The organism is Psychrobacter sp. UBA6291 (assembly GCF_002439405.1).
GTDB classification, from domain to species: Bacteria; Pseudomonadota; Gammaproteobacteria; order Pseudomonadales; family Moraxellaceae; genus Psychrobacter; species Psychrobacter faecalis.
In genome coordinates, this window is record NZ_DJUD01000033.1 from 11,977 (window position 1) to 34,777 (window position 22,801).

The 22,801-nt window shown below is 44.7% G+C and carries 16 protein-coding genes; 7 read left to right on the top strand and 9 right to left on the bottom strand.

Translation table 11 applies throughout. The features are described from left to right. The first annotated feature begins 13 nt into the window (after nt 1-13). Together pheT and B3R91_RS05535 are read left to right on the top strand one after the other, a co-directional pair. Nucleotides 14-2,428, top strand: a complete 2,415-nt coding sequence (gene pheT, locus B3R91_RS05530) for a phenylalanine--tRNA ligase subunit beta (RefSeq protein WP_286796786.1) — start codon at nt 14-16, stop codon at nt 2,426-2,428. Nucleotides 2,429-2,676: 248 nt separating this feature from the next. After that, complete coding sequence (locus tag B3R91_RS05535; protein WP_068403716.1) at nt 2,677-2,973, top strand: integration host factor subunit alpha; 297 nt, start codon at nt 2,677-2,679, stop codon at nt 2,971-2,973. 189 nt (nt 2,974-3,162) lie between these two features. On the opposite strand, the gene B3R91_RS05540 is transcribed toward B3R91_RS05535, so the two are convergent. After that, nucleotides 3,163-3,519: a hypothetical protein gene (locus B3R91_RS05540; RefSeq protein ID WP_286796787.1), complete on the bottom strand. Its 357-nt coding sequence runs from the start codon at nt 3,517-3,519 to the stop codon at nt 3,163-3,165. A gap of 477 nt (nt 3,520-3,996) precedes the next feature. Between B3R91_RS05540 and ypfJ the strand changes: the two genes are divergently transcribed. Next, a complete protein-coding gene (gene ypfJ, locus B3R91_RS05545) occupies nt 3,997-4,899 on the top strand; it encodes a KPN_02809 family neutral zinc metallopeptidase (RefSeq protein ID WP_227514907.1) in 903 nt (300 codons plus the stop codon). A gap of 182 nt (nt 4,900-5,081) precedes the next feature. On the opposite strand, the gene B3R91_RS05550 is transcribed toward ypfJ, so the two are convergent. The 3 genes from B3R91_RS05550 to trxA all read right to left on the bottom strand — a co-directional run bounded on the left by B3R91_RS05550 (nt 5,082) and on the right by trxA (nt 7,793). After that, nucleotides 5,082-5,327, bottom strand: coding sequence for a hypothetical protein (locus B3R91_RS05550; protein WP_286796788.1), 246 nt, complete (start codon nt 5,325-5,327; stop codon nt 5,082-5,084). A 293-nt stretch (nt 5,328-5,620) separates the two neighbouring features. Further along, a complete protein-coding gene (gene rho / locus B3R91_RS05555) occupies nt 5,621-6,889 on the bottom strand; it encodes a transcription termination factor Rho (protein ID WP_068403707.1) in 1,269 nt (422 codons plus the stop codon). Nucleotides 6,890-7,466: 577 nt separating this feature from the next. Beyond that, a complete protein-coding gene (gene trxA, locus B3R91_RS05560) occupies nt 7,467-7,793 on the bottom strand; it encodes a thioredoxin (protein ID WP_068403703.1) in 327 nt (108 codons plus the stop codon). A 371-nt stretch (nt 7,794-8,164) separates the two neighbouring features. Between trxA and B3R91_RS05565 the strand changes: the two genes are divergently transcribed. Continuing rightward, the gene (locus B3R91_RS05565) at nt 8,165-8,878 is read left to right on the top strand and encodes an RluA family pseudouridine synthase (RefSeq protein WP_068403701.1); all 714 of its coding nucleotides are present in this window, start codon (nt 8,165-8,167) and stop codon (nt 8,876-8,878) included. A 57-nt stretch (nt 8,879-8,935) separates the two neighbouring features. Further along, nucleotides 8,936-10,567 (top strand): flavin-containing monooxygenase, encoded by a 1,632-nt coding sequence (locus B3R91_RS05570; protein ID WP_286796789.1) that lies wholly within the window; start codon nt 8,936-8,938, stop codon nt 10,565-10,567. 20 nt (nt 10,568-10,587) lie between these two features. Here the strand turns inward: B3R91_RS05570 and B3R91_RS05575 are convergent, their stop codons facing one another. The 3 genes from B3R91_RS05575 to B3R91_RS05585 all read right to left on the bottom strand — a co-directional run bounded on the left by B3R91_RS05575 (nt 10,588) and on the right by B3R91_RS05585 (nt 15,138). Then, nucleotides 10,588-11,523: a D-2-hydroxyacid dehydrogenase gene (locus B3R91_RS05575; protein ID WP_286796790.1), complete on the bottom strand. Its 936-nt coding sequence runs from the start codon at nt 11,521-11,523 to the stop codon at nt 10,588-10,590. A 243-nt stretch (nt 11,524-11,766) separates the two neighbouring features. After that, nucleotides 11,767-12,729, bottom strand: a complete 963-nt coding sequence (locus tag B3R91_RS05580; protein WP_193031010.1) for a response regulator — start codon at nt 12,727-12,729, stop codon at nt 11,767-11,769. Between the two features lie 96 nt (nt 12,730-12,825). Continuing rightward, the gene (locus B3R91_RS05585; protein WP_286796791.1) at nt 12,826-15,138 is read right to left on the bottom strand and encodes a sensor histidine kinase; all 2,313 of its coding nucleotides are present in this window, start codon (nt 15,136-15,138) and stop codon (nt 12,826-12,828) included. An 805-nt stretch (nt 15,139-15,943) separates the two neighbouring features. Here B3R91_RS05585 and rapA point away from each other — a divergent pair. Continuing rightward, nucleotides 15,944-18,832: an RNA polymerase-associated protein RapA gene (gene rapA / locus B3R91_RS05590; RefSeq protein WP_286796792.1), complete on the top strand. Its 2,889-nt coding sequence runs from the start codon at nt 15,944-15,946 to the stop codon at nt 18,830-18,832. A gap of 432 nt (nt 18,833-19,264) precedes the next feature. After that, nucleotides 19,265-20,167 (top strand): acyl-CoA thioesterase, encoded by a 903-nt coding sequence (locus B3R91_RS05595; RefSeq protein WP_144297665.1) that lies wholly within the window; start codon nt 19,265-19,267, stop codon nt 20,165-20,167. Nucleotides 20,168-20,264: 97 nt separating this feature from the next. Here B3R91_RS05595 and mutY read toward each other — a convergent pair whose 3' ends face one another. Then, nucleotides 20,265-21,500, bottom strand: a complete 1,236-nt coding sequence (gene mutY, locus B3R91_RS05600; protein WP_286796793.1) for an A/G-specific adenine glycosylase — start codon at nt 21,498-21,500, stop codon at nt 20,265-20,267. Between the two features lie 256 nt (nt 21,501-21,756). After that, complete coding sequence (gene ylqF / locus B3R91_RS05605; protein WP_201592078.1) at nt 21,757-22,713, bottom strand: ribosome biogenesis GTPase YlqF; 957 nt, start codon at nt 22,711-22,713, stop codon at nt 21,757-21,759. Nucleotides 22,714-22,801: the final 88 nt, after the last annotated feature.

Below are 22,801 nucleotides of genomic sequence, written 5' to 3' on the forward strand. Positions count from 1 at the left end.
ATCCGAGATATTTATGAAAATTAGCGAACAGTGGCTACGTCAATGGGTAAACCCCAACAATAGCAGTGAGCAATTGGCCGAACAGCTTACAATGGCAGGGCTTGAGATTGACGATCGCTTTGCGGTTGCTCGTGCTTTTAGCGGCGTGGTAGTAGGTGAGGTAATCAGCGTCGAGCAGCATCCCGATGCCGATAAACTGCGCGTCACGCAGGTCAATATTGGTGCCGCTGAGCCGTTACAAATCGTTTGCGGCGCGCCCAATGTGACGGTTGGTATGAAAGCGCCGGTTGCGACCGTTGGTGCCGTTTTACCATCTAACGACGCAGAAGGCTTTACAATTAAAAATGGCAACCTACGCGGTGTCGACTCTAACGGTATGCTCTGCGGTGCCTCTGAAATTGATTTAATCGATAGCATCGATGGCCTGCTTGAGTTGCCAAGTGATGCACCGATTGGCATGGATATCCGTGAGTATTTAGGTTTAGACAATCAAATACTGGATATCTCTATCACCCCAAACCGCGGAGATTGCTTTAGTGTACGCGGTATTGCCCGTGAGATATCAGTGATTAATGATTTGCCAATGCAGCAGCCTGAGATTCCTGCCAACGTGCCAACTGACGCTAACGGTGCTGGAAATACTACGCCAGCAGTAACAGTAAGCGCGGTTGAAGCGTGCCCACGCTATTTACTCCAATCAATCAGCAACATTGATCGTAGTATCGATACGCCGAAATGGATGCAAGATGCGCTAGTCCAATCGGGACTGCGCTCGCATAACTTTTTGGTTGACGTGACCAACTACGTGTTGATGGAACTGGGCCAACCGCTACATGCGTTTGATGCTGATACCATTGAAGGCGATATCGTAGTACGTTTGGCGCAGCCTGCTGAGACCATTACTTTATTAAATGAGCAAACCATTACTCTAACGGGTGATGAGTTGGTCATTGCCGATGATAAAGGTGCATTGGCACTTGCCGGAATTATGGGCGGTCAGCGTAGTAGCGTTACTGATAACACGACCAATATTATCCTAGAAAGTGCCTTTTTTAATCCATTAGCGATCGCTGCACGCGCACGCCGTTTTGGTTTGCATACCGATGCCTCACAACGTTTTGAGCGTGGTGTCGATTTTGAATTGCCAGCGTTAGCACTAGCGCGTGCAGTTGATTTGATTACCAGTGTCACGAACTCGCAAGCTGGGCAAATAGTAAAAGTAGAAAATAGCAAGCACTTGCCAGCACGTACGCCGATTACGTTGCCAGTTACTAAAGTCCGTGAGGTCATTGGTATTGAGATTGAGCCAGCAGTGATGGTGCGTATTTTGACTCAATTAGGCTTTGAGGTAGAGCAGCAAGCAGATAAGCTGATTTGCACGCCGCCATCGTATCGTTTTGATATGAATATCCGCGAGGACTTGATTGAAGAGATTGCCCGTATTTACGGTTATGATAATATTCCAAGCGTCTTGCCGCATTTGCAAGTCAGTATGGATTATGACGACACGGCGGACTTGACGCACGAGATGAAGCTCGCGCTAGTCGATAATGGCTATATGGAAGCCATTAGCTTTAGCTTTAGTGATGCAAAAATAGAAGCCTTGCTTGATGATAAAGCGCTGGGCGAAGTGTTGGCACTGGCCAATCCTATCTCTAGCGACTTGGCGGTGATGCGCCGTACTTTGCTATCAAGCTTATTGCCTTGTGTGCAATATAACCTCAATCGTCAGCAGCCGCGCGTGCGTTTCTTTGAAACGGGTTTAAGCTTTGTCGGTCAAAGTATTAGCGAGTTGGTACAAACGCCAAGTATTGCGTTGGTTGCTGTCGGCGATGTTTGGGATGAGCAAGCGTATCAAAACCGTGCGCTAGATTTTTATGATCTTAAGCATGATATTGAGCAGTTATTACCTGCGCAAATCGACAGTGCGCGTATCCGCTATGAGCGTAGTGCGCTTGCCTTCTTACATCCTGGTCAAAGTGCTAAGCTCTATATCGATGAGGTATACGTCGGTTGGTTGGGTCAACTCCATCCTAATACCGCTAAACAGCTAGACTTGCCAGCGACGTGGGTGGCGCAATTGTCACTGGCGCCATTATTAACCTTGGTACGTGAACAGCACGCTATCACCACACCAAGCAAATTCCCGCACGTACGCCGCGATATCGCCATCTTAGTCGATAGTGACATCAGCTTACAGACCTTGCAGGCGACGATTCGTGCTGCAGCTGGTGAATTGCTGACAGATTTATGGTTATTTGATGTGTATCAAGGCGACAAAGTACCGACCGGTCAGCGCTCTTTAGCGTTTGCTTTAATATGGCAAGACAAAGCACAGACCTTATCTGATGACGCAGTAAAAACGGCGACAGATAAAGTCGTGCAAGCGCTAACTGAACAGCACGCCGCTCAGTTGCGTGATAGCTAAAACCAAGATATAACCATCTAAAACGCTCTATGGCCTCTGCATAAATGAGGCTATGGCGTTTTGCTATTTATAAAAATGATTATCTGATAGAAATTTTCATCCTTAAAAAAGTTAAGTGGTTATTAATAAAGGATTTTCATGCAGACTTTATGAAAAAGATGACAAAAAACCTTTATAATAACTAACATTAATTCTCATACCGCTAAACCATGATATTCGACATCACGACATAGCATAGGAGTCGTACTGTGAGCACCTTAACCAAATCTGACATGATTGAGCATTTGATGAGTCATCTTAACCTGACACGCCAAGAAGGCCGCTGTTTGGTGGAGAATTTTTTTGACGAGTTGTCAGAGAGTTTGATTGATGGCAAAGAGGTCAAGCTGTCAGGCTTTGGCAACTTTGAGCTTAAAGATAAAAACAGCCGTCCCGGACGTAACCCAAAGACAGGGGAGCCCGTTGCCGTGTCAGCACGCCGCGTCGTCACCTTTAAAACAGGACAGAAGTTTCGCCAACAAGTGGATGAGCGCTTATTTGACTAATAATAATCTCGGCAGTAAGTGAAAATGATGGTTATCACAGTCTATTGAATATATTACTGTGATAACCATCATTTTTTATGTGGCGCTTTTATATCATACTACTTTTTATAAAACATAAATAGTAGACATAAAAAAAGAGAGCATAGGCTCTCTTTTTTACTGCAGTACTTTTATTATGAAAAATAAAAATTACTGAGCTGGTTCTTCAACAACAACTTCGTCAGCAGCGTCAACAGCTGGAGTTTTGCTAGCTACATCAACGCTAGTAGTAGTACCGTCTACAGGTACTTCAGCATCAACTTCGTCAGTAGCAGTAGCCGCTTGTGCATCAGCGATGTCAGCTTCAGCATCAGCTACAGCAGCGTCAGCTTCTGCAGGTACCGCTTCGCCTTCAGCAGCAGCTTCGTTTAGTTCTTCAGAAGCGTCTTGCACTTCTTCTTGCGCGTCAGATAAATCTTCAGCAGCGTTTTCTTTGTTGCTATCACAGGCAGTAAGGCCCATAGTTGCAGTCATGATACCAGCTAGAGCAAGTAATTTAAGTTTCATAGGGTTTCTCCGGAAAAATGAAATGGTCAGTAGCAGCAAAAAAGGTTGAATATCCGAGATGTCCCAGAATTCAACTAGTATTAATTACAGCTACTCAGCTTTCACGCATTCTATATGATTTCTTTCTGCATGGAAAGAGGTTGTACAATTAAGTAACAATAAAATTGTAAACCGACTTTTAACTTGCTCATTTAATATACTTTTTAATACAACAAGCCAAATTAATCGACGTATAATCAATGACATCAGGACGTTTTAGCACTTTTTTGATAAAAGGATTTTTTTTATGATTTTAAGCGTATTTTGAGATTATCGATAGGCTATTTATCAATAAAATTGACATTAAAATAAAGCAAAAATATAGAAGCGATTATGGTTGAAAGCTAGAATATAAAATCAACGGAATGAGTCATATATCTTATAACGTTAATAATCAAATAATAGGGTTTACTACGATAGTGATAGGCATGCTATTGGATTTTTAGGAGAAACATTATGAAGTGGCAAGACAGACGTGGCAGTTCGAATGTGCGCACCACCAGTGGCGGCGGCAAAATGATTGGTGGCGGTATCGGCGGTATTATCATTGCTGGTATTTTATGGCTGGTGTTTGGGGTTAATCCGATGACCGCCTTGCAAACGGGGCAAGTGATTACGGGTGGCGGCAATACTTCTACCCAACCTGCCACTAGTGATGACCGTGATACCCGCTTTGTAAAAGTCGTATTGGCGGATACAGAGGAAGTTTGGCATCAGATATTTAACGAGGCAGGGAGCACTTATAAAGAGCCGTCATTGATTTTATTTAATGGACAGGTCACCTCAGCTTGCGGCAGTGCCAGCGCCGCCACAGGGCCTTTTTATTGCCCAGGCGATCAGACGGTATATTTGGATACGTCGTTTTTTGTAGAGATGCGTCAAAGTTTGGGTATTACTGGCGATGAACAAGGTTCAGGCGATAGTGAAAATCAAGGTAAAGCGGGAGACTTTGCGCAAGCCTATGTCATCTCTCATGAGGTCGGTCACCACGTGCAGACTTTGCTTGGTATTACTCAGCAAGTCAATGAAGCCAGTCGCCAAGTGACACGCGCGCAGGCTAACAAACTGTCTGTCATGCAAGAGTTACAAGCCGATTGTTTTGCAGGCGTGTGGGCGCAGCGCAATCAAGAGCGCGTACAGTTCTTGGAAGCGGGCGATATTGATGAAGCCATCAATGCCGCTGGTCAAATTGGTGATGATCGTTTAGCACGTGCCGGCGGCGGCGCTGTGGTACCCGATAATTTTACTCATGGCACCAGTCAACAGCGCGTGCAGTGGTTTACCCGTGGTTTAGAGAGCGGTAATGTGCAAGCGTGCGATACTTTTAGCGGCGCGTTATAGAGTTCGTTTTGTGTTATAAAAATATTTGGGTATTGCTTACCCTATAAACGTAAAAAAGCCTGCAAATCCATTGCAGGCTTTTTTCTTGCTAACTTTTTAATAGTCAGCTATCTTTTTAAAAGACTCATATAATCCATCATCTTAATTAAGATAATGATTTAATCATAGCTAACGAATAGTGATTAACGAGTTTGGTCAAGGATATAAGCACCTGCGCCGCCAATGGCTGCGCCACCAATTGCACCGCGAGCGATGTCTTTACTGTTGCCGCCACTTTTAAGTAGAGCACCAGCAGCTGCACCAGCAGTAGCGCCTTTAGCAGTGTTGCTCAAGCCACTGTTGTAACCATAACCATTGTTAGCACAACCGCCCATCATCAAAGCTGAGCTTGCAATCACAGTTAGTGCAAAAGTTTTAGCAAATTTCATGGTATCACCTATTAAGTCATCAAGTTTGAAATCCAATATACAGGATGTATCTAAATATGTCTGTACTACTTTTAATAATAGCTTGTTTGTCTCTATCAAGCCGTAGTAGAAACGCTAAGCTTTGCAAATATACGGTAAATTATGTTACTTCGCTGTATCATTGGTAGGGGTTTTGCTTATAGTTATTGTATTTATAATGATAGTCCGCTAACTGTTTTTTGCAATTACGTAATTGCAAAACTAGAAAGACCACATAAAGTGGCCTTTTTTAATCTAGCAGTCGAGCTAACGGTCTAGTTTTGTGACTTACGTTTCATTTGCTCAAAGAATTCATCGTTAGTTTTGGCTTCTTTTAAACGATCAAGCAAAAACTCAGTCGCTTGGACACCATCCATCGGTTGTAACAGTTTACGCAATATCCAAACTTTACGTAGTTTATCTTCATCAAGTAGGCGCTCTTCGCGGCGGGTGCCAGATTTTTTGATATTAATCGCAGGGAAGACGCGTTTTTCGGCTAAGTCACGCTCAAGGGTGATTTCTTGGTTACCCGTGCCTTTAAACTCTTCAAAGATAACACTGTCCATTTTACTACCGGTATCAATCAAGGCACTGGCAATAATGGTTAAGCTGCCGCCTTCTTCGACGTTACGCGCCGCGCCAAAAAAGCGTTTTGGACGTTCTAGCGCGTTGGCATCCAAACCACCGGTCAATACTTTACCCGATGATGGAATAACGGTGTTGTAAGCACGGGCAAGACGGGTGATAGAATCAAGCAAAATGACCACGTCTTGCTTATGTTCGACCAAACGTTTGGCTTTTTCGATGACCATTTCGGCGACTTGAACATGACGCTGCGGTGGCTCATCAAAGGTTGAGGCAACGACTTCGCCGCGCACGGTGCGCTCCATTTCGGTTACTTCTTCTGGACGCTCATCAATGAGCAAGACGATAAGGTAGCATTCAGGATTATTACGGGTGATAGACTGAGCAATAGATTGCAAGAGCATGGTTTTACCGGCTTTTGGCGGTGCAACGATAATCGAGCGCTGTCCTTTACCAATCGGGGCAATCAGGTCGATGATACGACCAGTCAAATCTTCAGTGGTGCCATTACCAAGCTCTAGCTTTAATTGCTCAGTTGGAAATAATGGCGTTAAGTTCTCAAAAATCAGCTTATGACGCGAGCGATCTGGGGTATCAAAGTTGATTTCGCCAACCTTTAGTAGCGCGAAATAACGCTCAGAATCCTTTGGCGGACGAATGGTGCCCGCGATACTGTCGCCCGTCTTGAGACTAAAACGGCGAATTTGGCTGGGGCTGACATATATGTCGTCAGGACCTGCTAAATAAGAGCCCTCTGATGAGCGTAAAAAGCCAAAACCATCAGGAAGTACCTCAAGCACGCCGTCGCCGTAGATGGCTTCGCCGTTACGGGCATGGGTTTTTAAGATAGCAAAGATAATGTCTTGTTTACGGCTACGCGCCATATTATCAAGGCCCATTTCTTTGGCGATGGCCAGTAGCTCAGCGATTGATTTTTTCTTTAGTTCAGTAAGATTCATAGATAGGTCATTAGCAGTTGATCAGATGAGAGATGCCATTATCAGCACAAATCACGACAAGGGTTAAACAAAGGGTGTAGGGCGATAGAGGGTATATACACAGGGCTTGGGGCTTATGTAGGATTTGTTTGTTTTACGTGCCAGCTTATAAACGCCTTGCAAGACAGTCAGGCAGGTTTATAAAAAGTGAAGATAAAGAAGTCTACATAAGAGTCTGCGTCAAAAACTCAATATCAGTAATTGTGTTTAGTCATTGCGTTCAGTAGTGGTGTTTTATAATGACGATTGTGTTTTTGTTGATAAACACGAGGAGAATAGCGACAAGACACTTAGGAAAATGATTAGTTTTCTCTTGTCAGCAGACTATACGGCGTTCAAGACAGCCTTGTCAATAATTTTTGCCAAAAAAGCTATAATATCCAGCTTTTTGCTCAGAAAAGCAGCAAAAAAGCCATTAGCTCAAAAAGATAATGGCTTTTTCAATACGAACTTTATAAACAGCATAGCGCATTTTTTAGAATCGCTATTTTTAACAAACGCCTTTTAGCGATTATTAATTGGCATTTATTAATCGTACTTATAGATGTTTATCTAATACTTTAGCAAGTTCAGCTTTTGGCTGTAAGCCCATGACTGAATCGACTTTTTCGCCATCTTTAAAGACAAATAGCGTTGGGATGTTGCGGATACCAAAACGGCTCGCTGCTTGCGGGTTGTTATCGACGTCGACTTTAACGATTTTAACTTTACCTTGGTACTCGCTCGCCAAATCTTCTAAAATAGGCGCGATGGCTTTACAAGGACCACACCAAGTTGCCCAAAAGTCTACTAGCACTGGCATATCAGATTGTAGGACGTCTTGGTCGAAGTTTGCATCAGTGGTATTAACAATAAGGTCTGACATAATTTATCTCTCTTGTTTTATTATTTCTATCACCAGTCATCATACAATACGGCTGTCATATTCGAGCGATGAGTGGTTAAAGAATGGTTGGGAGGTGGTGAAAATCTGCCATTATATTAACATGTTTGCTCAAAGTTGACAGATGCAGGCGGGTTAAAATGTTTAACAATTACTATTAGCACAATAAATCGACACATAATGACACAGGTTATGTTTTATCTGTCACCCTAATCTCGTGCGGGCATTATTCTACATCTAGCATGTTTACCGTGTAGCGCCGTTAATATTTCTAAACCCTGATATCATTTATAGCCTTATTAGAATAATCTATTTTTAAACCACCAACCTTTTGATACAAGTAGCCCATTTTTATGCCTTTTACCGATGAAGCAATAGATGCCTTAAACGCTCAAGAAAATGCCTATCCTCTTGCGTTTTTTCAAAAATTTGCCCAAGACATTACCGTCTATGAAGACGATGACATTTGGGTTGTTGATAAGCCCGCCGGACTGTTAAGCGTCGATGGTAAAAGCCTTAAGGTGAGTTTGTTGGCACGACTCGAGCGCGCCAATCCGGCGGTAAAGTTGATCCATCGTCTAGATATGGATACTTCAGGGCTACTAATTTTTGCCAAAAATGCCGCCGCGCAAAGTCACATTAGTAAGCAATTCATCGACCGGTTGCCGCAAAAAAGCTATCAAGCGCGCGTCTTTGGTCGGTGGCAAAACGTCGGTGCCAAAGGCGAGATATCAGTGCCGGTACGCTATGAGCCTACGACCAAACCACGGCATATCGTTGACCATAATTGGTCAAAGCATGCATTGACACTGTATGAGGTGTTGGCGCATGAAGAATGCAACGGTCAGGCCGTCACGCGCGTGCTGTTAAAGCCCGTGACCGGTCGTAGTCATCAGCTGCGCGTGCATATGGTGCACGTCGGTCATGTGATGATTGGCGACCCAATTTATGCCGAAGGTAACGCCTTAACGATTGCGCCGAGGCTTAATTTACATGCTCAGCAATTGCGCCTTAAACATCCGACCCTTGGTGCGTGGATGGATTGGGAAAGTCCATGCCCTTTTTAGTAACTCCTTTCTAATAAGCTATTTTTAAATCAATCATGCAAAAACAAGGATCGTATTATGCTTGATGTAACAGCCGCCAAACAGGCACTTAAGCAGCGCTTTAAACCTAAAGCGTGGTCATCCGCCTCAAATATCCCCGTCGATTGTGAAGTACTTATCATCGGCGCTGGTATTGCCGGTATCGGTATGGCATGTCGATTGCAGCAGCAAAAGCATAAAGCGCTGTTTGGGCAAAAAAGCTCGAGTCGCTTAAAACAGCGAGCAACAAGAAAGCGGCAAAAAACTAGCCAGCGCTTTATGGTATTAGAAAAACGCGCGGATTTGGGCGGTACGTGGGATTTGTTTACGTATCCTGGTATTCGTTCCGACTCTGATGCTTTGACCTTTGGCTATAGCTTTCGTCCGTGGTTGAACCATCGAGTATTGGCAAAAGGCGGCGATATTAAAAACTATATTGCTGATACGGCGCGCGATTTTGGTATCACTGAACATATCCGCTATCAGCATGAGGTGCAGCAACTGTCTTGGTCAAGCCATAACCAACAGTGGACGGCAACGGTAAAAAACCATGTAAGTGGCGAGGTATTTGCCTTAACGGCAAAGTTTGTCGTCGGTGCTACAGGCTACTATGATTATGAGCAAGGTTATCGTCCTATTTTTGAAAACGAAGCAGATTTCCAAGGTGAAATCATTCATCCGCAGCATTGGCAAAATGTGAATTATGACGATAAAAAAGTCGTCATAATTGGTAGTGGGGCGACGGCGATGACGCTATTGCCTGCCATGGTCGATGAAGCGGGCGAGCAATGCGCGCAGCACGTTACTATGCTACAACGCTCGCCGACCTATGTAGCAAGTGTACCGGGCGATGATTATGCGCTTGATTGGCTGGCAGGTAAATTTTCGCCGTTATCAAAAACGCAAGCTTATAAGCTACTGCGCGCGCGTAATGTGTTGATGCAACAAGGGACGTATCGAGCGGCAGTTTTTGCGCCCAAGGTGATAAAAGCCTTATTAAAGCGTAGTGTTAAAACCGAGTTAAAGGGCAGCGGAGTTGATATTGCGCATTTTATGCCTACTTATAATCCGTGGGATGAGCGACTTTGTGCGGTGCCAGACAGCGATTTGTTTAAGGCATTACATGGCAAGCACGCTGCCGTCGTGACTGATCAAATTAACCACTTTACCAAAACTGGCATCATGCTTGATTCTGGTAAACACCTTGACGCTGATATTGTTGTGACCGCAACGGGGCTAAAGCTGCAAATGCTTGGCGGCGCGAAACTATATATCGATGGACGGGCAATTGATATTGGCAAACGCATGACGTATAAGGCGGTGATGATTGAAGGTGTACCAAATATGGTGGCGCTATTTGGTTATACCAATGCGTCGTGGACGCTCAAAATCGATTTGGCTTGTCAGTATGTGCTGCGCTTGCTCAACCATATGCACAAGCACGGTTATCAGGTGGCAGTGCCACACGCAAAAACTGCGCATAGCGAGGCGCATACGCAGCCAGATACGGTCATGGGCGCGCTAACGGCAGGCTACGTGCAGCGCGCGCAACACGAATTACCGAAACAAGGCGATATTTATCCTTGGCGGGTCACCAATAATTATCTGAGTGACCGCGTGATGCTTAAATACCGTAAAGTAAAAGACGACTGGTTACGCTTTAGTCGTTAAGTGTTATTAGTGATTGTCTTTTAATGCTTATCGATAAATTCTGAAACTTGCTTACTTAAAATTTGCCACAAGGTTTCTTGCGCGCTTTTGCTGCCCCAAGCGTTATGTGGGCTAAATATCACCCGAGGATGATTAGAAAGGGTTAATAAAGGGTCGTCTTTGACAATCGGCTCTTGCTCAAATACATCGGTGGCATAACCAATAATTTGCTCGTTGTTAATGGCATCGCTCAGCGCTTGGCTGTCGACAATACCACCACGAGCGACATTGACAATCAGTGGCTGTTTAGCCATTTTTGCTAAGGTGTCTTTATTAATTATGTGCTTGGTTTGCTCGTTTAATGGGCAATGTAAGCTCAATACATCAGACTGCGCCAGTACCTCATCGAACGCCGTATAATCCTCATTACGCGGCGTACGCCCTTGATGCTCCGCCCACAATACCGTCATCCCAAAAGCGCGGGCGATGTCGGTGACACGTTTACCGATAGTGCCAACACCAATAATACCAAGCGTCTTATCTTCCAAATCTATCAGTGGAATATCAAGTAAGCAGAAATTACCATCATCTTGCCACGTACCGTCCGCAACTTTTTCATGATAATGGATGCCTGCGCGCATGGCCGTTAGCATCAGCATAAAGGTATGCTCGGGTACGCTTTTGACCGCGTAACCAGCGACGTTATATAGCGCAACATTGTGCTTAGCGCAGGCATCTTGATCGACGTTATTCATACCTGTGGCGGTCAGTTGGATAAGCTTAAGTTTCGGCAGATTGGCAATGACGTCAGCGCTGATTTGGACTTTATTGGTAAAAATGATATCAGCATTTTGACAGCGCTCAATAATCAGCTCTTGAGGTGTATCGTCGTAAGTAATGTAGTCAGTCACGCCAGCAGGTGCTGGCAAGTCGATATTGTCAGAAAAAGTACCCTTGTCTAAAAAAACCGCTTGCATGATGTTCCCTTATCTCATTGTTATTTTAAATAGATGATATTTTAAATAGATGACGTTTTAAATGGCCTTGCATTTTAAATATGCTGACAGAGCTATTGGCTTAATGTAGCACGTTGCCGCACTTAGTCAAAAAATGCGTCAAAAACCCCATCGAAAAGCGTGCAGTAAAAAACCTCTACTTCAATTGAAATAGAGGTTTTATTTTTTGCGACAGGAGTTCTTGTGCTTATATCGTTCCTAAGCTTATAAAGAAAAACGCTTGCGCAATTTGCCAATCAGACTTCGAACGCGACTGCTTAAATCAATACGTACATCGTTTTCAGGGTCGTGCTCGACTTCATAACGCTTAACCAACTCAGGGCTGGCTTTGAGTTTTGCATGATGCTGGAAAGCACGGTTGACGCTAATCTCAAGTAGGCTGGCACGCATGGGCTTCGGTAAGCAGCGATAAACCTGACCTTTATTAATCAAATCAATGAGCAAGCCCGCATCCTGAAATTCCGTCTGTACCAAGACCACCAAGTGCGGCGCATCTTGTTTTAAGGTGAAGATAATCGGCGCGATATTTTCGCCGCTGACATTGATGTCGGTAATACACACGCCGATATCTTCATTGGCCAAATAATCGTAAGCTTCTTCTAAGCCTTCTGCGTGCAGGACTCTATAGCTATGCGAGAACTGCTTGCTTATTTGCTCAATCAGCTCGTCGGTTTCATCGATGACCAACAGTGTCTGCTTTTTACCCGAGCTATCAAATTGCTCCGCGTCCTCATCTGGATTATAAGTCAACGCGATTTCGGTGGCGCGACCGACGACCGCAAGTAGCTCCTCAGATTTACAAGGTTTGGTCAAATAACGATAAATCTCACCATCGTTAATAGAGCCAATAATCGCGTTCAAATCCGCGTAACCGGTCAATAAAATCCGCATGGTAGACGGCGAGACTTCTTTGACTTCGCGCAAGATATCGACACCCACGCGCTCGGGCATACGTTGGTCACTGACCGCTACGTGTACATGGTTATTTTTGATATAGTCGATATATTCAGTCGGGTCAGTGGTGATAAACACGTCATGCGTTTTACGAAACAGCAGTTTCATCGAACGTAAAATACGTTGTTCATCGTCGATAAATGCCAACTTCGGTTTTGGTCCAGACCCTAGCTCAGCGCCAGAGGTTTCCATTTCATGGTCAAATTCATTCATGATGATATCCTTATGATGAATAATAGTACGATAGCTTTATATAAGCATTTAAATAGCAATTGAGCTCACAACAAAACGAACAACAGAACCTAGCGCTTACGCTGCTAGGCTTTGTTCAGTTAAATCATTATCAATCGGTAGCGTTAAGGTAAAGGTGGTGCCAACGCCTTCGGTTGAAACCGCTTTAATGTCGCCATTATGCTGCTCCATAATCTGCTGACTGATGGCCATCCCAAGACCGGTTCCTTCGCCCGCGCCCTTAGTGGTAAAGAACGGCTCAAAGATTTGGTTAAGTACCTCGGCGCTCATGCCTTTACCATTGTCGCTGACATCGATATAGACATGACTGTCATCGGCGCGCGTTCGCACTTCGATTTTGCCATCTGGTTTTTCGCCCATGGCTTGCGCGGCGTTATTAAGCAAGTTCACTAGCACCTGATTAATCTGTGACGGCGAGCATTTAATTTCAGGCGTCGGCGCAAAATCAGTGACAATCTCTTGATGTCTGATAGAGTTGCCAGCGATTTTCAATGACGCTTCGATACATTCGCGCACATCGATGGTTTTCACTTTTGACTCATCAAGACGGGCAAAGTTACGTAGGTTTAGGACCATCTCGGTGATTTGCTCGACACCAAAGAGTGAGTCTTTAATCAGCTCTTTAAGCTCAGTGGACAAATCATCTTCTTGGATTTCATCCGACGCACGGACGATATCAGCCAATAACTTATCAATTTTGCCATCAGTAGCGGCATCAGTTTTAGCGGCTTTTAACCCTTGTACCAATTCAATCAACTCTTCGTATTGCTCAGTCAACTGACTGATAATCTCAAGGTTGTTTTGCACATAAGATAATGGCGTATTAACCTCATGAGCGACGCCCGCCACCATTTGACCCAAGGTTGCCATTTTTTCTGAACGGATCAATTGCAGCTGAGAGTTTTTCAGCTCTTTTAGCGTCTCTTGTAGCTCAGCGGTACGCTCTTCAACTTTAATCTCTAGCTGCTGATTAATATTGGCAAGCTTACCTTCGTTAGATTGGATACGGTCTAGGAGGTCATTAATAGAGCCATTTACCAGCCCAATCTCGTTGCGACCTTTGGTGAATTTAACCTCACTTAGCTTATTGTATTGCTTATCATTAATCAGGTTTTCCGCTTGCGAGATTTTATCGGTGGTTTCTTTTAACGGTTTAAACGCTAAATAAGTGAGCATAAAGTAAATCAAACCCGCGGTGATAAGTAGCGCGAGGGCAATCCAGTTAATCAGATTTTTACTTAGATTGTCAGCGATGGCGTTAATTTCAGCATCAGGCTGGACGACGATAAGTTTCCAATAAGTCTCAGGAATCTCAAATACGTACGCTTGGCTGCCGTTATAATAGCTGTCTTTTTCTAACTCAAAGCTCTGCAATAAGCGGCTGTCCATCGCGTTTTGCTTATTTTCACCGTTGTTTAGATAAGCGGCGTAGTTGACGAGATAATAGCCTTTTGACGTGCCGGTTTCGGCTTTATCAAGCGTGGTCAATACCTGCTGAACTTGCGGCGATACGCTAGCGGCAACGCGCTCGATGGTTTCGTTACGCTGCGTCTCCAAGAAGTTTAGTACCGGATTCCAAGCAGGGTCAGCGTTGATAACTTGTTTGATATCAAGCGGTGTACCGGTGGCTTCGTCGATATAGCTTAAGCGCTCAGGATTAGAGGAGGCGATAACTTTGTCACTGTTATCGAGCAGTAAAATATAACCTGAGCCCGAGCTTTCACTGAGCTTAACGATGTTTTCTTGCAGCTGGTTTAGGGTAAAGTTGACAGTACTGGCACCCCAGAACTGGTTATCACGCTCGATGGCGACACCGCAACTCATCGCCAGCTCGCCTTTGGTTTGGCTGGCGCGGACATGGTTCCAAATACAGCTTTCAGGTTTGAGCAATTTCAAAACGCTAAACCAGTCTTCTTGATAATAAGGATTGGCAGGGTTTGGGTCGCTGAGTACCGCTTGATAATCGCCGTTTTGACGCACCATCAAAAATGGATGGGTGGCGGTATTGGCGCCCAGTGCGCCTTTTTCTGGCCAAATGCCGCCACTACCTAATAAGTTATAATCGCGCTTATCAAAAGCATTGGCGGTACTGGCTTGCAAAATCGCTTCTTGTGGCGGCAAAGTCTGCGCGCTTTGCTGCAATAACAGGGCACTGCGCATCACGCGATTGATATCGGCTGAGATACTATTGACCGCGGTATTACCACGCTCAGCGACCAGTTTTGCCGATTCAAGGCGAATTTTTTCATGACCTTCTTTATCAACAACATACACAACAACGGCTAGTACGACCACAAAAGCCATAAATAGAATGGTCGTCACTTGGGTACTGACTTGGTTAAAAAAGCCAACTTTTTTGGAGGCACTCATGAGGGGATTGTCCTTGGATAAACGTGACCACAAAGCAGACTGTCTATACAGACTACTGATGCTATTTGCTGTGAGCAATCGATGATGTGGTGATACGTAAGCCTTACGAAAATGGGATTTGAGTATTGAGGCAAAGTTTTTAAAATTATCACTCAGTTAAATATCTAGATATATAACTAGTATTAAAGTATTTACGGTTAATTCATAACTTAAACGACTATGAAAAACACTATTTGGCTTACTTAACGGTCTTAAAAAGGACGGTATTAAGTAGGAGGTTGCCGAAATTTTGTGTTTTAAGACTTGATAGTTAAATTTTTTGAATAAATTTTTTATATCATTTGGAAAATCTAAAAGGGGGTAATGGTTAACATAGCTTCAATAACAATAAGAAATGTTAAATTGCATATATTAACAATATAGAAACAATTTTATGATAACAATGTTTAGCGCATAGTAGCGAGCCTTTTTCTTTACTTGTGAGTCGTTATATATGGATTTCTAAAAAGTTACTTAAGCGCAGTATTCCAATAATCTTGCCAAACAATTGCAATAATCTTGCCAAAAAGTGCTCTTGAAAAGTTAACTTAACGCACTCATCTAGGCGCTAACGTTATATAATGGTCTGTTTTATCCATCGACCTAGCTGACAAGTTGGGCGTTGCTGATAGCTTCAATGACCAGCAACTTATTAATGAGTTTGAGCTATTAATTGACTAAATCCTTGCGTGATTGTTTGTATGATTGTGGCTTGATTCATTAACTATCTATTTTCTTATCATCTGAGTACAAAAGACATCGCCTTATGACTATCTCTATCGCTTCATTGCACAGCACCGAATTTGCCGTTGGTCAACGTTATTTATCTGATACGGAGTCTGAGCTTGGCTTGGGTGTGGTCATCGACGTCGATGACCGCTGTGTACATATCTTATTTCCGCAAAGTGAAGAGACCCGCGTCTACGCCAAAAATTCTGCGCCGTTATCGCGCGTGGTGTTCAAAGAAGGTGATAGTATTTCTGACCAAGCCGGTAATAGCTATACCGTAACCGCGGTCGAAGAAGTGATGGGCGTGCTCAAATACAGTGTTGATGAGCATGAGCGCGGCATTATGGAAACCCGTTTGGCGGCTAATATCACGCTGGCTAAGCCGCTTGAGCGTTTGCTGGCTGGTCGTATTGAGCGCGGGGATTGGTATGAGCTGCGTCAAGATATCTTGCGTATGCAATCAGCGCTAGCGGGTCATCCGCTCAAAGGCTTGATGGGCGCACGTGTCGATATCATCGAGCATCAGCTGTATATTGCCCATGAAGTCGGTAAACGTATCGCCCCGCGTGTCTTGCTTGCTGACGAAGTTGGCTTGGGTAAGACCATTGAAGCAGGTCTGATTATTCATCAGCAGCTACTGACTGGCAAAGCTGAGCGCGTCCTAATTCTTGTACCAGACAGTTTGCAGTATCAGTGGATGATCGAGCTGCGTCGCCGTTTTAACCTAAACTTTGCCTTGTTTGATTTGGTACGTACCGCTGCGATTAAAGAACACGACCCTGAGCAAAACGTCTTTACGACTGAGCAATGTATCATTGCCGGCATGGACTTATTGCTTGACCATCCAGATTTGTACGATCAAGCGATGGAAGCGGGTTTTGATTTATTGGTCGTCGATGAAGCGCATCACCTGCATTGGGATGAAGCACAAGGCGGCAATGATAAATATGACCTCATTGCTGACTTTGCCGAAGAGACACCGGGTGTCATGCTATTAACGGCAACACCTGAGCAGCTTGGCGCCCAAAGCCACTTTGCCCGTCTGCGTTTATTAGACCCCGATCGCTTTGATGACCTTGATGAATTTATCGATAGCCAAGAAGCCTTTGCCGAAACTGCCGCTGTTGCCAGTGTCTTAATCGAAGATAAACCATTAAGCAACGGTCAAATCACGGCATTAAGTCATCTGCTTTCTATTAGTATCGATGAATTAGTAAACATTAATGACGACGAAAAACTGCGTACTTATGCGCTCAATGAACTCCTTGACCGTCATGGTACGGGGCGTATTTTATTCCGTAATACCCGTGAGAGTGTCAAAGGTTTTTATGGTCGTAGCAGCCAGCCGTATCCGTTGCCGCTACCTGAAGCATGGGTAGATAGCTATCAAACCAAGGGTAAATTGCGCGAGCAGCTTTGGGGCGAAGAAAATCAACCCGATGGCGGCTGGCTAGAGGATGATCCGCGGGTGCCGTGGTTGATTGATATTTTGAAGGGTGAGCTTAAGCATAAAAAAGTATTGTTGATTGCTCGTAGTGGGGCGACGGTTGAAAGTTTAGAGGCGGTATTGCGTCTACATGCTGGTATTAAAACCGCTATCTTTACTGAGCAGATGACCTTACTTGAGCGTGACCAAGCGGCGGCGTTTTTCGCCGACTTAGAAGGCGCGCAGATATTACTCTGCTCAGAGATTGGCTCAGAAGGTCGCAACTTCCAGTTTGCAAGCCAGCTGATATTGTGGGACCTGCCTGCCAATCCAGATACGTTAGAGCAGCGTATCGGTCGCCTAGACCGTATCGGACAGACACAACAAATTATGCTGCACGTTCCTTATGTACAAGGAACGGCGCAAGAGCGACTGTACCGCTGGTATAACGACGCGCTCAATATGTTTAATCAGATTTCTCCAACGGCGCAAAGCGTACAAGAGCAATATATCCAAGAGTTGAAACCGCTGCTTGAAGGCGCGGATACCGACGCTAACCGCACCACTTTGCAGGATATTATCGAAAAAGCACAGCAAACGCGCTTGGGACTCGAAGCACAGCTACAAGCTGGTCGCGATCGCTTACTTGAGTACAACTCATGCCGTCCGCGCGTTGCTGGGCGTATTGCCGATGCCATGCATGATTTTGATAAACATAATCTATTGCCGCAATTTATCGAGCGCTTTTTTGCTTCCGCCAATATCGACCACAATATCCAACGTGATGGCTCATGGGTGATTGCGCCGATTGATAGCACGGAAATTAGCGATTATATCGACGGTCTGCCGCTCGGTGATGAAGATGGTATGACGCTGACCTTTGAGCGCAAGCAAGCGCTGCAGCGTGAAGATATCGAATTTATCACCTATGAGCATCCATTGATGCGCGCGATTTATGAGCTAGCAAGTACCAGCACTTTTGGGAATACCACCGTTGCGATGCTAAAGAGTGCCGCCGTTCCACAAGGTATGGTGCTGCTAGAAGTGAATTTTCGCGTTGAAGCGATTGCGCCAAGATTGCTTAATCTGCCTGCTACCTTGCCGACGCAAAATATTCGTGTGTTTATCAGTGAGCAGGGTAGTGATTTATCCGCGCGTATTAGCAGCGATATGATTATGCCGCATATTGAGCGCTTGGATAAAAACCGCGCCCGCCAAGTGATTAAAGTACGTGGCGATGTGATTGAGCAGCGCTATTATGAAGCAGAAGATATTGCCCGTCAGCAGCTAGAAGAGATTGGTGAACAGGCAAGCGCACGCTTTAGCCAGCAGTGGTCACGTGAAATCAAACGCCTAAAGCATCTGCAAACGATTAATCCTAACGTGCGCCCAGAAGAGATTGAGCGTCTAGAGCAGCTAAAAGCCCAAGGTGAGCAAGCACTAGGCAATTTATCGCTGGTGCCAGACTCTATCCGCGTGCTAGTTGCTGTAAAACCATAGGATAAGGTCAAATAAAAAGCGAGGTGTTTCATCATCTCGTTTTTTATTTATGTTTGTGAGCTTAGATGCTACTTGTTTAGATAATTACTTGCTCATTATTGTTAAGCTAATAAAGCGTTAAACCGACTCGTAAGGCGGCGACTGCTTAGTCAAAATCTTTAATATTCGCTAAGATGATTGGCTTTTCGCTTTATAATGAGCGATTGCTAATCATTTTACTGGCTATTTATTTGGCGTTGTCAGCGTTATCTGGCTGTTTAGTGCAAACTATAATAGCCATGCTATAACAGTTTTAAAATGAACCTACTATACATATTATTTTAAATTCAAACGCCACATTGGCTTAAGCCGTATCGTATTGATACGCTTGACCCTTGAGTGCTTATATCTCAATGCTTGGTGTGATTGATCAAAATAAGGAAACCTATCGTCATGTCTGATTATCCGCAACTGATCGATGAGCTGCTCGCTACCGTCGCGCTTATCGAAGTCAGCCCTGATGTTTTTGAAGGTAAAAGCCACGATTATGTGGGCAGTCGTATTTTTGGCGGGCAAGTGCTGGCGCAAGCAATTATGGCCGCATCGCATACGCTCGATAAAGACAAACCTTGTCATTCGCTGCATGGTTATTTTTTGCGCGGCGGCGATATCAATCAGCCGGTGATTTACCAAGTACGCCGCCTGCGTGATGGTCGCAGCCTGTCAGCGCGTGAAGTCACGGCAATTCAGTATAAAGAAGTGCGCGGTAAAGCGCCTGTCGAGCAAGTGATATTTTCGATGATTGCTTCGTTTTCACCGATGGAAGAGGGTTTGGAATATCAAGAAGATATGCCCGTGTATCCGCCGCCAGAAGACTTGCTTGATGAGCAAGATTTAAAAGAGCAGTATGTTGGAAAGGTTCCTGATGCCCTAAAAGCGCGCTTTATGCGTCATCGTCATGTCGAGATTAAACCGATTAAGCCGCGTGATCCGATTCATCCAGAACCGATGAAACCCAAGCAAGCAAACTGGCTGCGTATCCGTGAGCTTGGAAAGCAGCCTGTGGCCATTCAGCAAGCACTATTGGCGTTTTCGTCTGATTTTTACTTGGTCGGTACCGGGCTGATGTCACATGGGGTCAGCTTTATGACCAGTGGTTTGCAAGCGGCGAGTATTGATCACTCGATGCATTTTCATCGTGATTTTGATTTAAATAATTGGCTGCTATATGACATGTGGAGCGACACGACCTCTAATGCCAAAGGCTTAAATCACGGTCAGTTTTGGCAAGATGGTCGATTGGTCGCAACGGTACAACAAGAAGGCCTGATGCGTTTGCGGGTGCCCAAATCTTAAATTTTGTCTTAGTTTTTTGTAGGTTATAAATGAAAAAAGCGACTCAGAATATATTTTGAGTCGCTTTTTTTTATAAAGGTTACTTAGTCGCCCTAACTTAGGCTTCCAAGATCTTTACCATTGCTCGTGGCAATCCAAGTGTTGCTTGTGCATCTTCAGCATTTGACCAATTTATAATAATATCTGCTGCTTGCAAGGCTTTGGTCAAATCAGCCGTTTGCTCATTCGTTAAAGTCAGTGATTGCGGCGTTAAATACCAATGGAAATGGGTTAAGGAGTGTTTGATAGGCGCGTCATCAAGCAAGGTTTTATTAATGGGCGCGGCTGCTAAATTACGCTTATCTAACCATTCATTGATAATTTGCTCAGCGGTGGTAAATTCTGTTTCATAGACTTTTTCATTGCTAGCAACTTTTAATGATTTATCATCGCTGGCTTTTGAATTTTTAGCAGTTGTTTTGCCACTTACTTTACCGTCAATTTTCTCAACAAATTGCAAAGGCAAACTCCATAGTCCGCCCCAAATGCCATTGTCAGGACGCTGTAGCCATAGTATGTTGCCGGCCATATCTTTAATCAATAGCGCATTGCTAAACTTGCTTGGCTTGGGCTGCTTTTTAGCTTTGACCGGATAATCGGTCTCGCGACCCTGCGCATGGGCAATACAATCATCTTGCAATGGGCACAACAGACAAGCAGGCTTGCTACGCGTACATAAGGTTGCACCCATATCCATCATGGCTTGCGCAAACAATCCTGAGTTCTCTCTTGGTGTTAAACGCTCCGCCAATGCCCACAGCGCTTTGGTCGTAGCCGACTTAGTAATATCACCATCGATAGCCGCCCAGCGGGTGAGGACGCGCTTGACATTACCATCACAGATGACGCCATAACGATGTAGCCCCATTGCCATAATCGCCCCAGCGGTCGACGGTCCAACGCCAGAAATCGCCTCCCAACCTGCTAGCGTCTGCGGAAAGTCGCCCGTCTCATCAATCACTGCAACCAATTGCTTTGCGCCTTTATGCAGATTACGCGCCCGTGCATAGTAGCCAAGTCCTGCCCAATGCTCGGCAACCAAATCCCATTCTGCTGCGGCTAAATCTTGCACCGTCGGAAACGACGCCATAAAGCGGGCAAAGTAGGGCAGCACTGTCATTACTTGCGTTTGCTGGAGCATGACTTCTGATAGCCAAACGATATAAGGATTGGGCGTATCGGTTTGGTGCTGTTGCCACGGCAGATCGTGGCGACCGTTTTCAGCGAACCAATCGAGCAGGCGGGGAGCGAATGAATCCAGAGAAGTTAATGACTGAGAAAATTGAGTAGGCAAGAGTATTCCTTGTAAATTGAACAGGGATATATAACGTTTGGGACAAACAGTGTTTATGGGTGTAATACGATTGATACAAGACAATAGTAGATGAGCTTCGTTTTCAGTATCGGGGAATGAAAATCAAGGAATGGAGCTATAATTCACTGTCTTGTTTGCCAAGTAAATTTTGAGTAAACCTTCAGATAAGTTAAAGGTAAATAATAGAATATAACAGGTGCGCTAGGCGCACCCTACAACTTTATCTAAGTTCGATCTACTTCCGATTCTTCCGCGTTTTTAAACGACGCAAACGTTTTTCTTCTTCTTTAGCGATTCTTTTCTCTTCGGCTGCGACTCGTTGTTCAGCGACCACAATTTCTTCAGCTTCAGTCATTTCTGGCGTCTCGAGGGTAATATTTCCAAGCTTGCCGCTACGTAACTCGTTAATCAAAATCTCAGACATGCGGTAGGTATCGACTTGATTGCCCGCGCGCACGCAGCCGCGATTACGTCCCGCCATTTCAAAAAACTCCCAATCGGTCTTGGGTAATTCTTCAATCTTATAGCGGGTTTTTAGCAGTTCAGGATAGGCTTGCATGAGATACTCAGCGGTATAACTGGCCACATCGGCGAAGTCAAACGCCGTATCACGAATACCGCCGGTCGCCGCCAAGCGATAGCCAGAGTTTTCGTTTTCAACCTTTGGCCACAGCATGCCAGGCGTGTCATAGAGCATGATGTCATCGTCAAGCTTAATCAGCTGCTGTGACTTGGTCACCGCTGGCTCGTCGCCCGTTCTAGCTACCGCGCGCCCCGCTAAGGTATTAATCAAGGTTGATTTACCAACGTTTGGAATACCCATAATCATGGCTTTGATTTGACGTCCCGTCCCGACTTTATTGGGTACGAGGGATTTGCATATTGCAATGATACGCTTGACGTCATCGGCTTTGTTATTGTCGCAAGCGATAGCTTTAACGCCGTCTTGTTGTTCAAGATATTCCATCCACGCTTTGGTCAATTCAGGATCAGCAAGGTCGGCTTTATTTAAAATTTTGATGACCGGTTTTTCGCCGCGTAATGCCGCGACCATTGGGTTTTCGCTACTATAAGGAATACGCGCGTCAATCACTTCAATGACGACGTCCATCTGCGGCATGATTTCTTTGATTTCGTTACGGGCTTTGTTCATATGCCCAGGGAACCACTGAATACTTGCTCTCTTATCCATCTGCTTTACTAACCTTTTATAAAAAATGCTCAAAGTAAGACAATCAACGTCTACTTTCTAATGGTGTTCAGTTTACTACACAACCAGC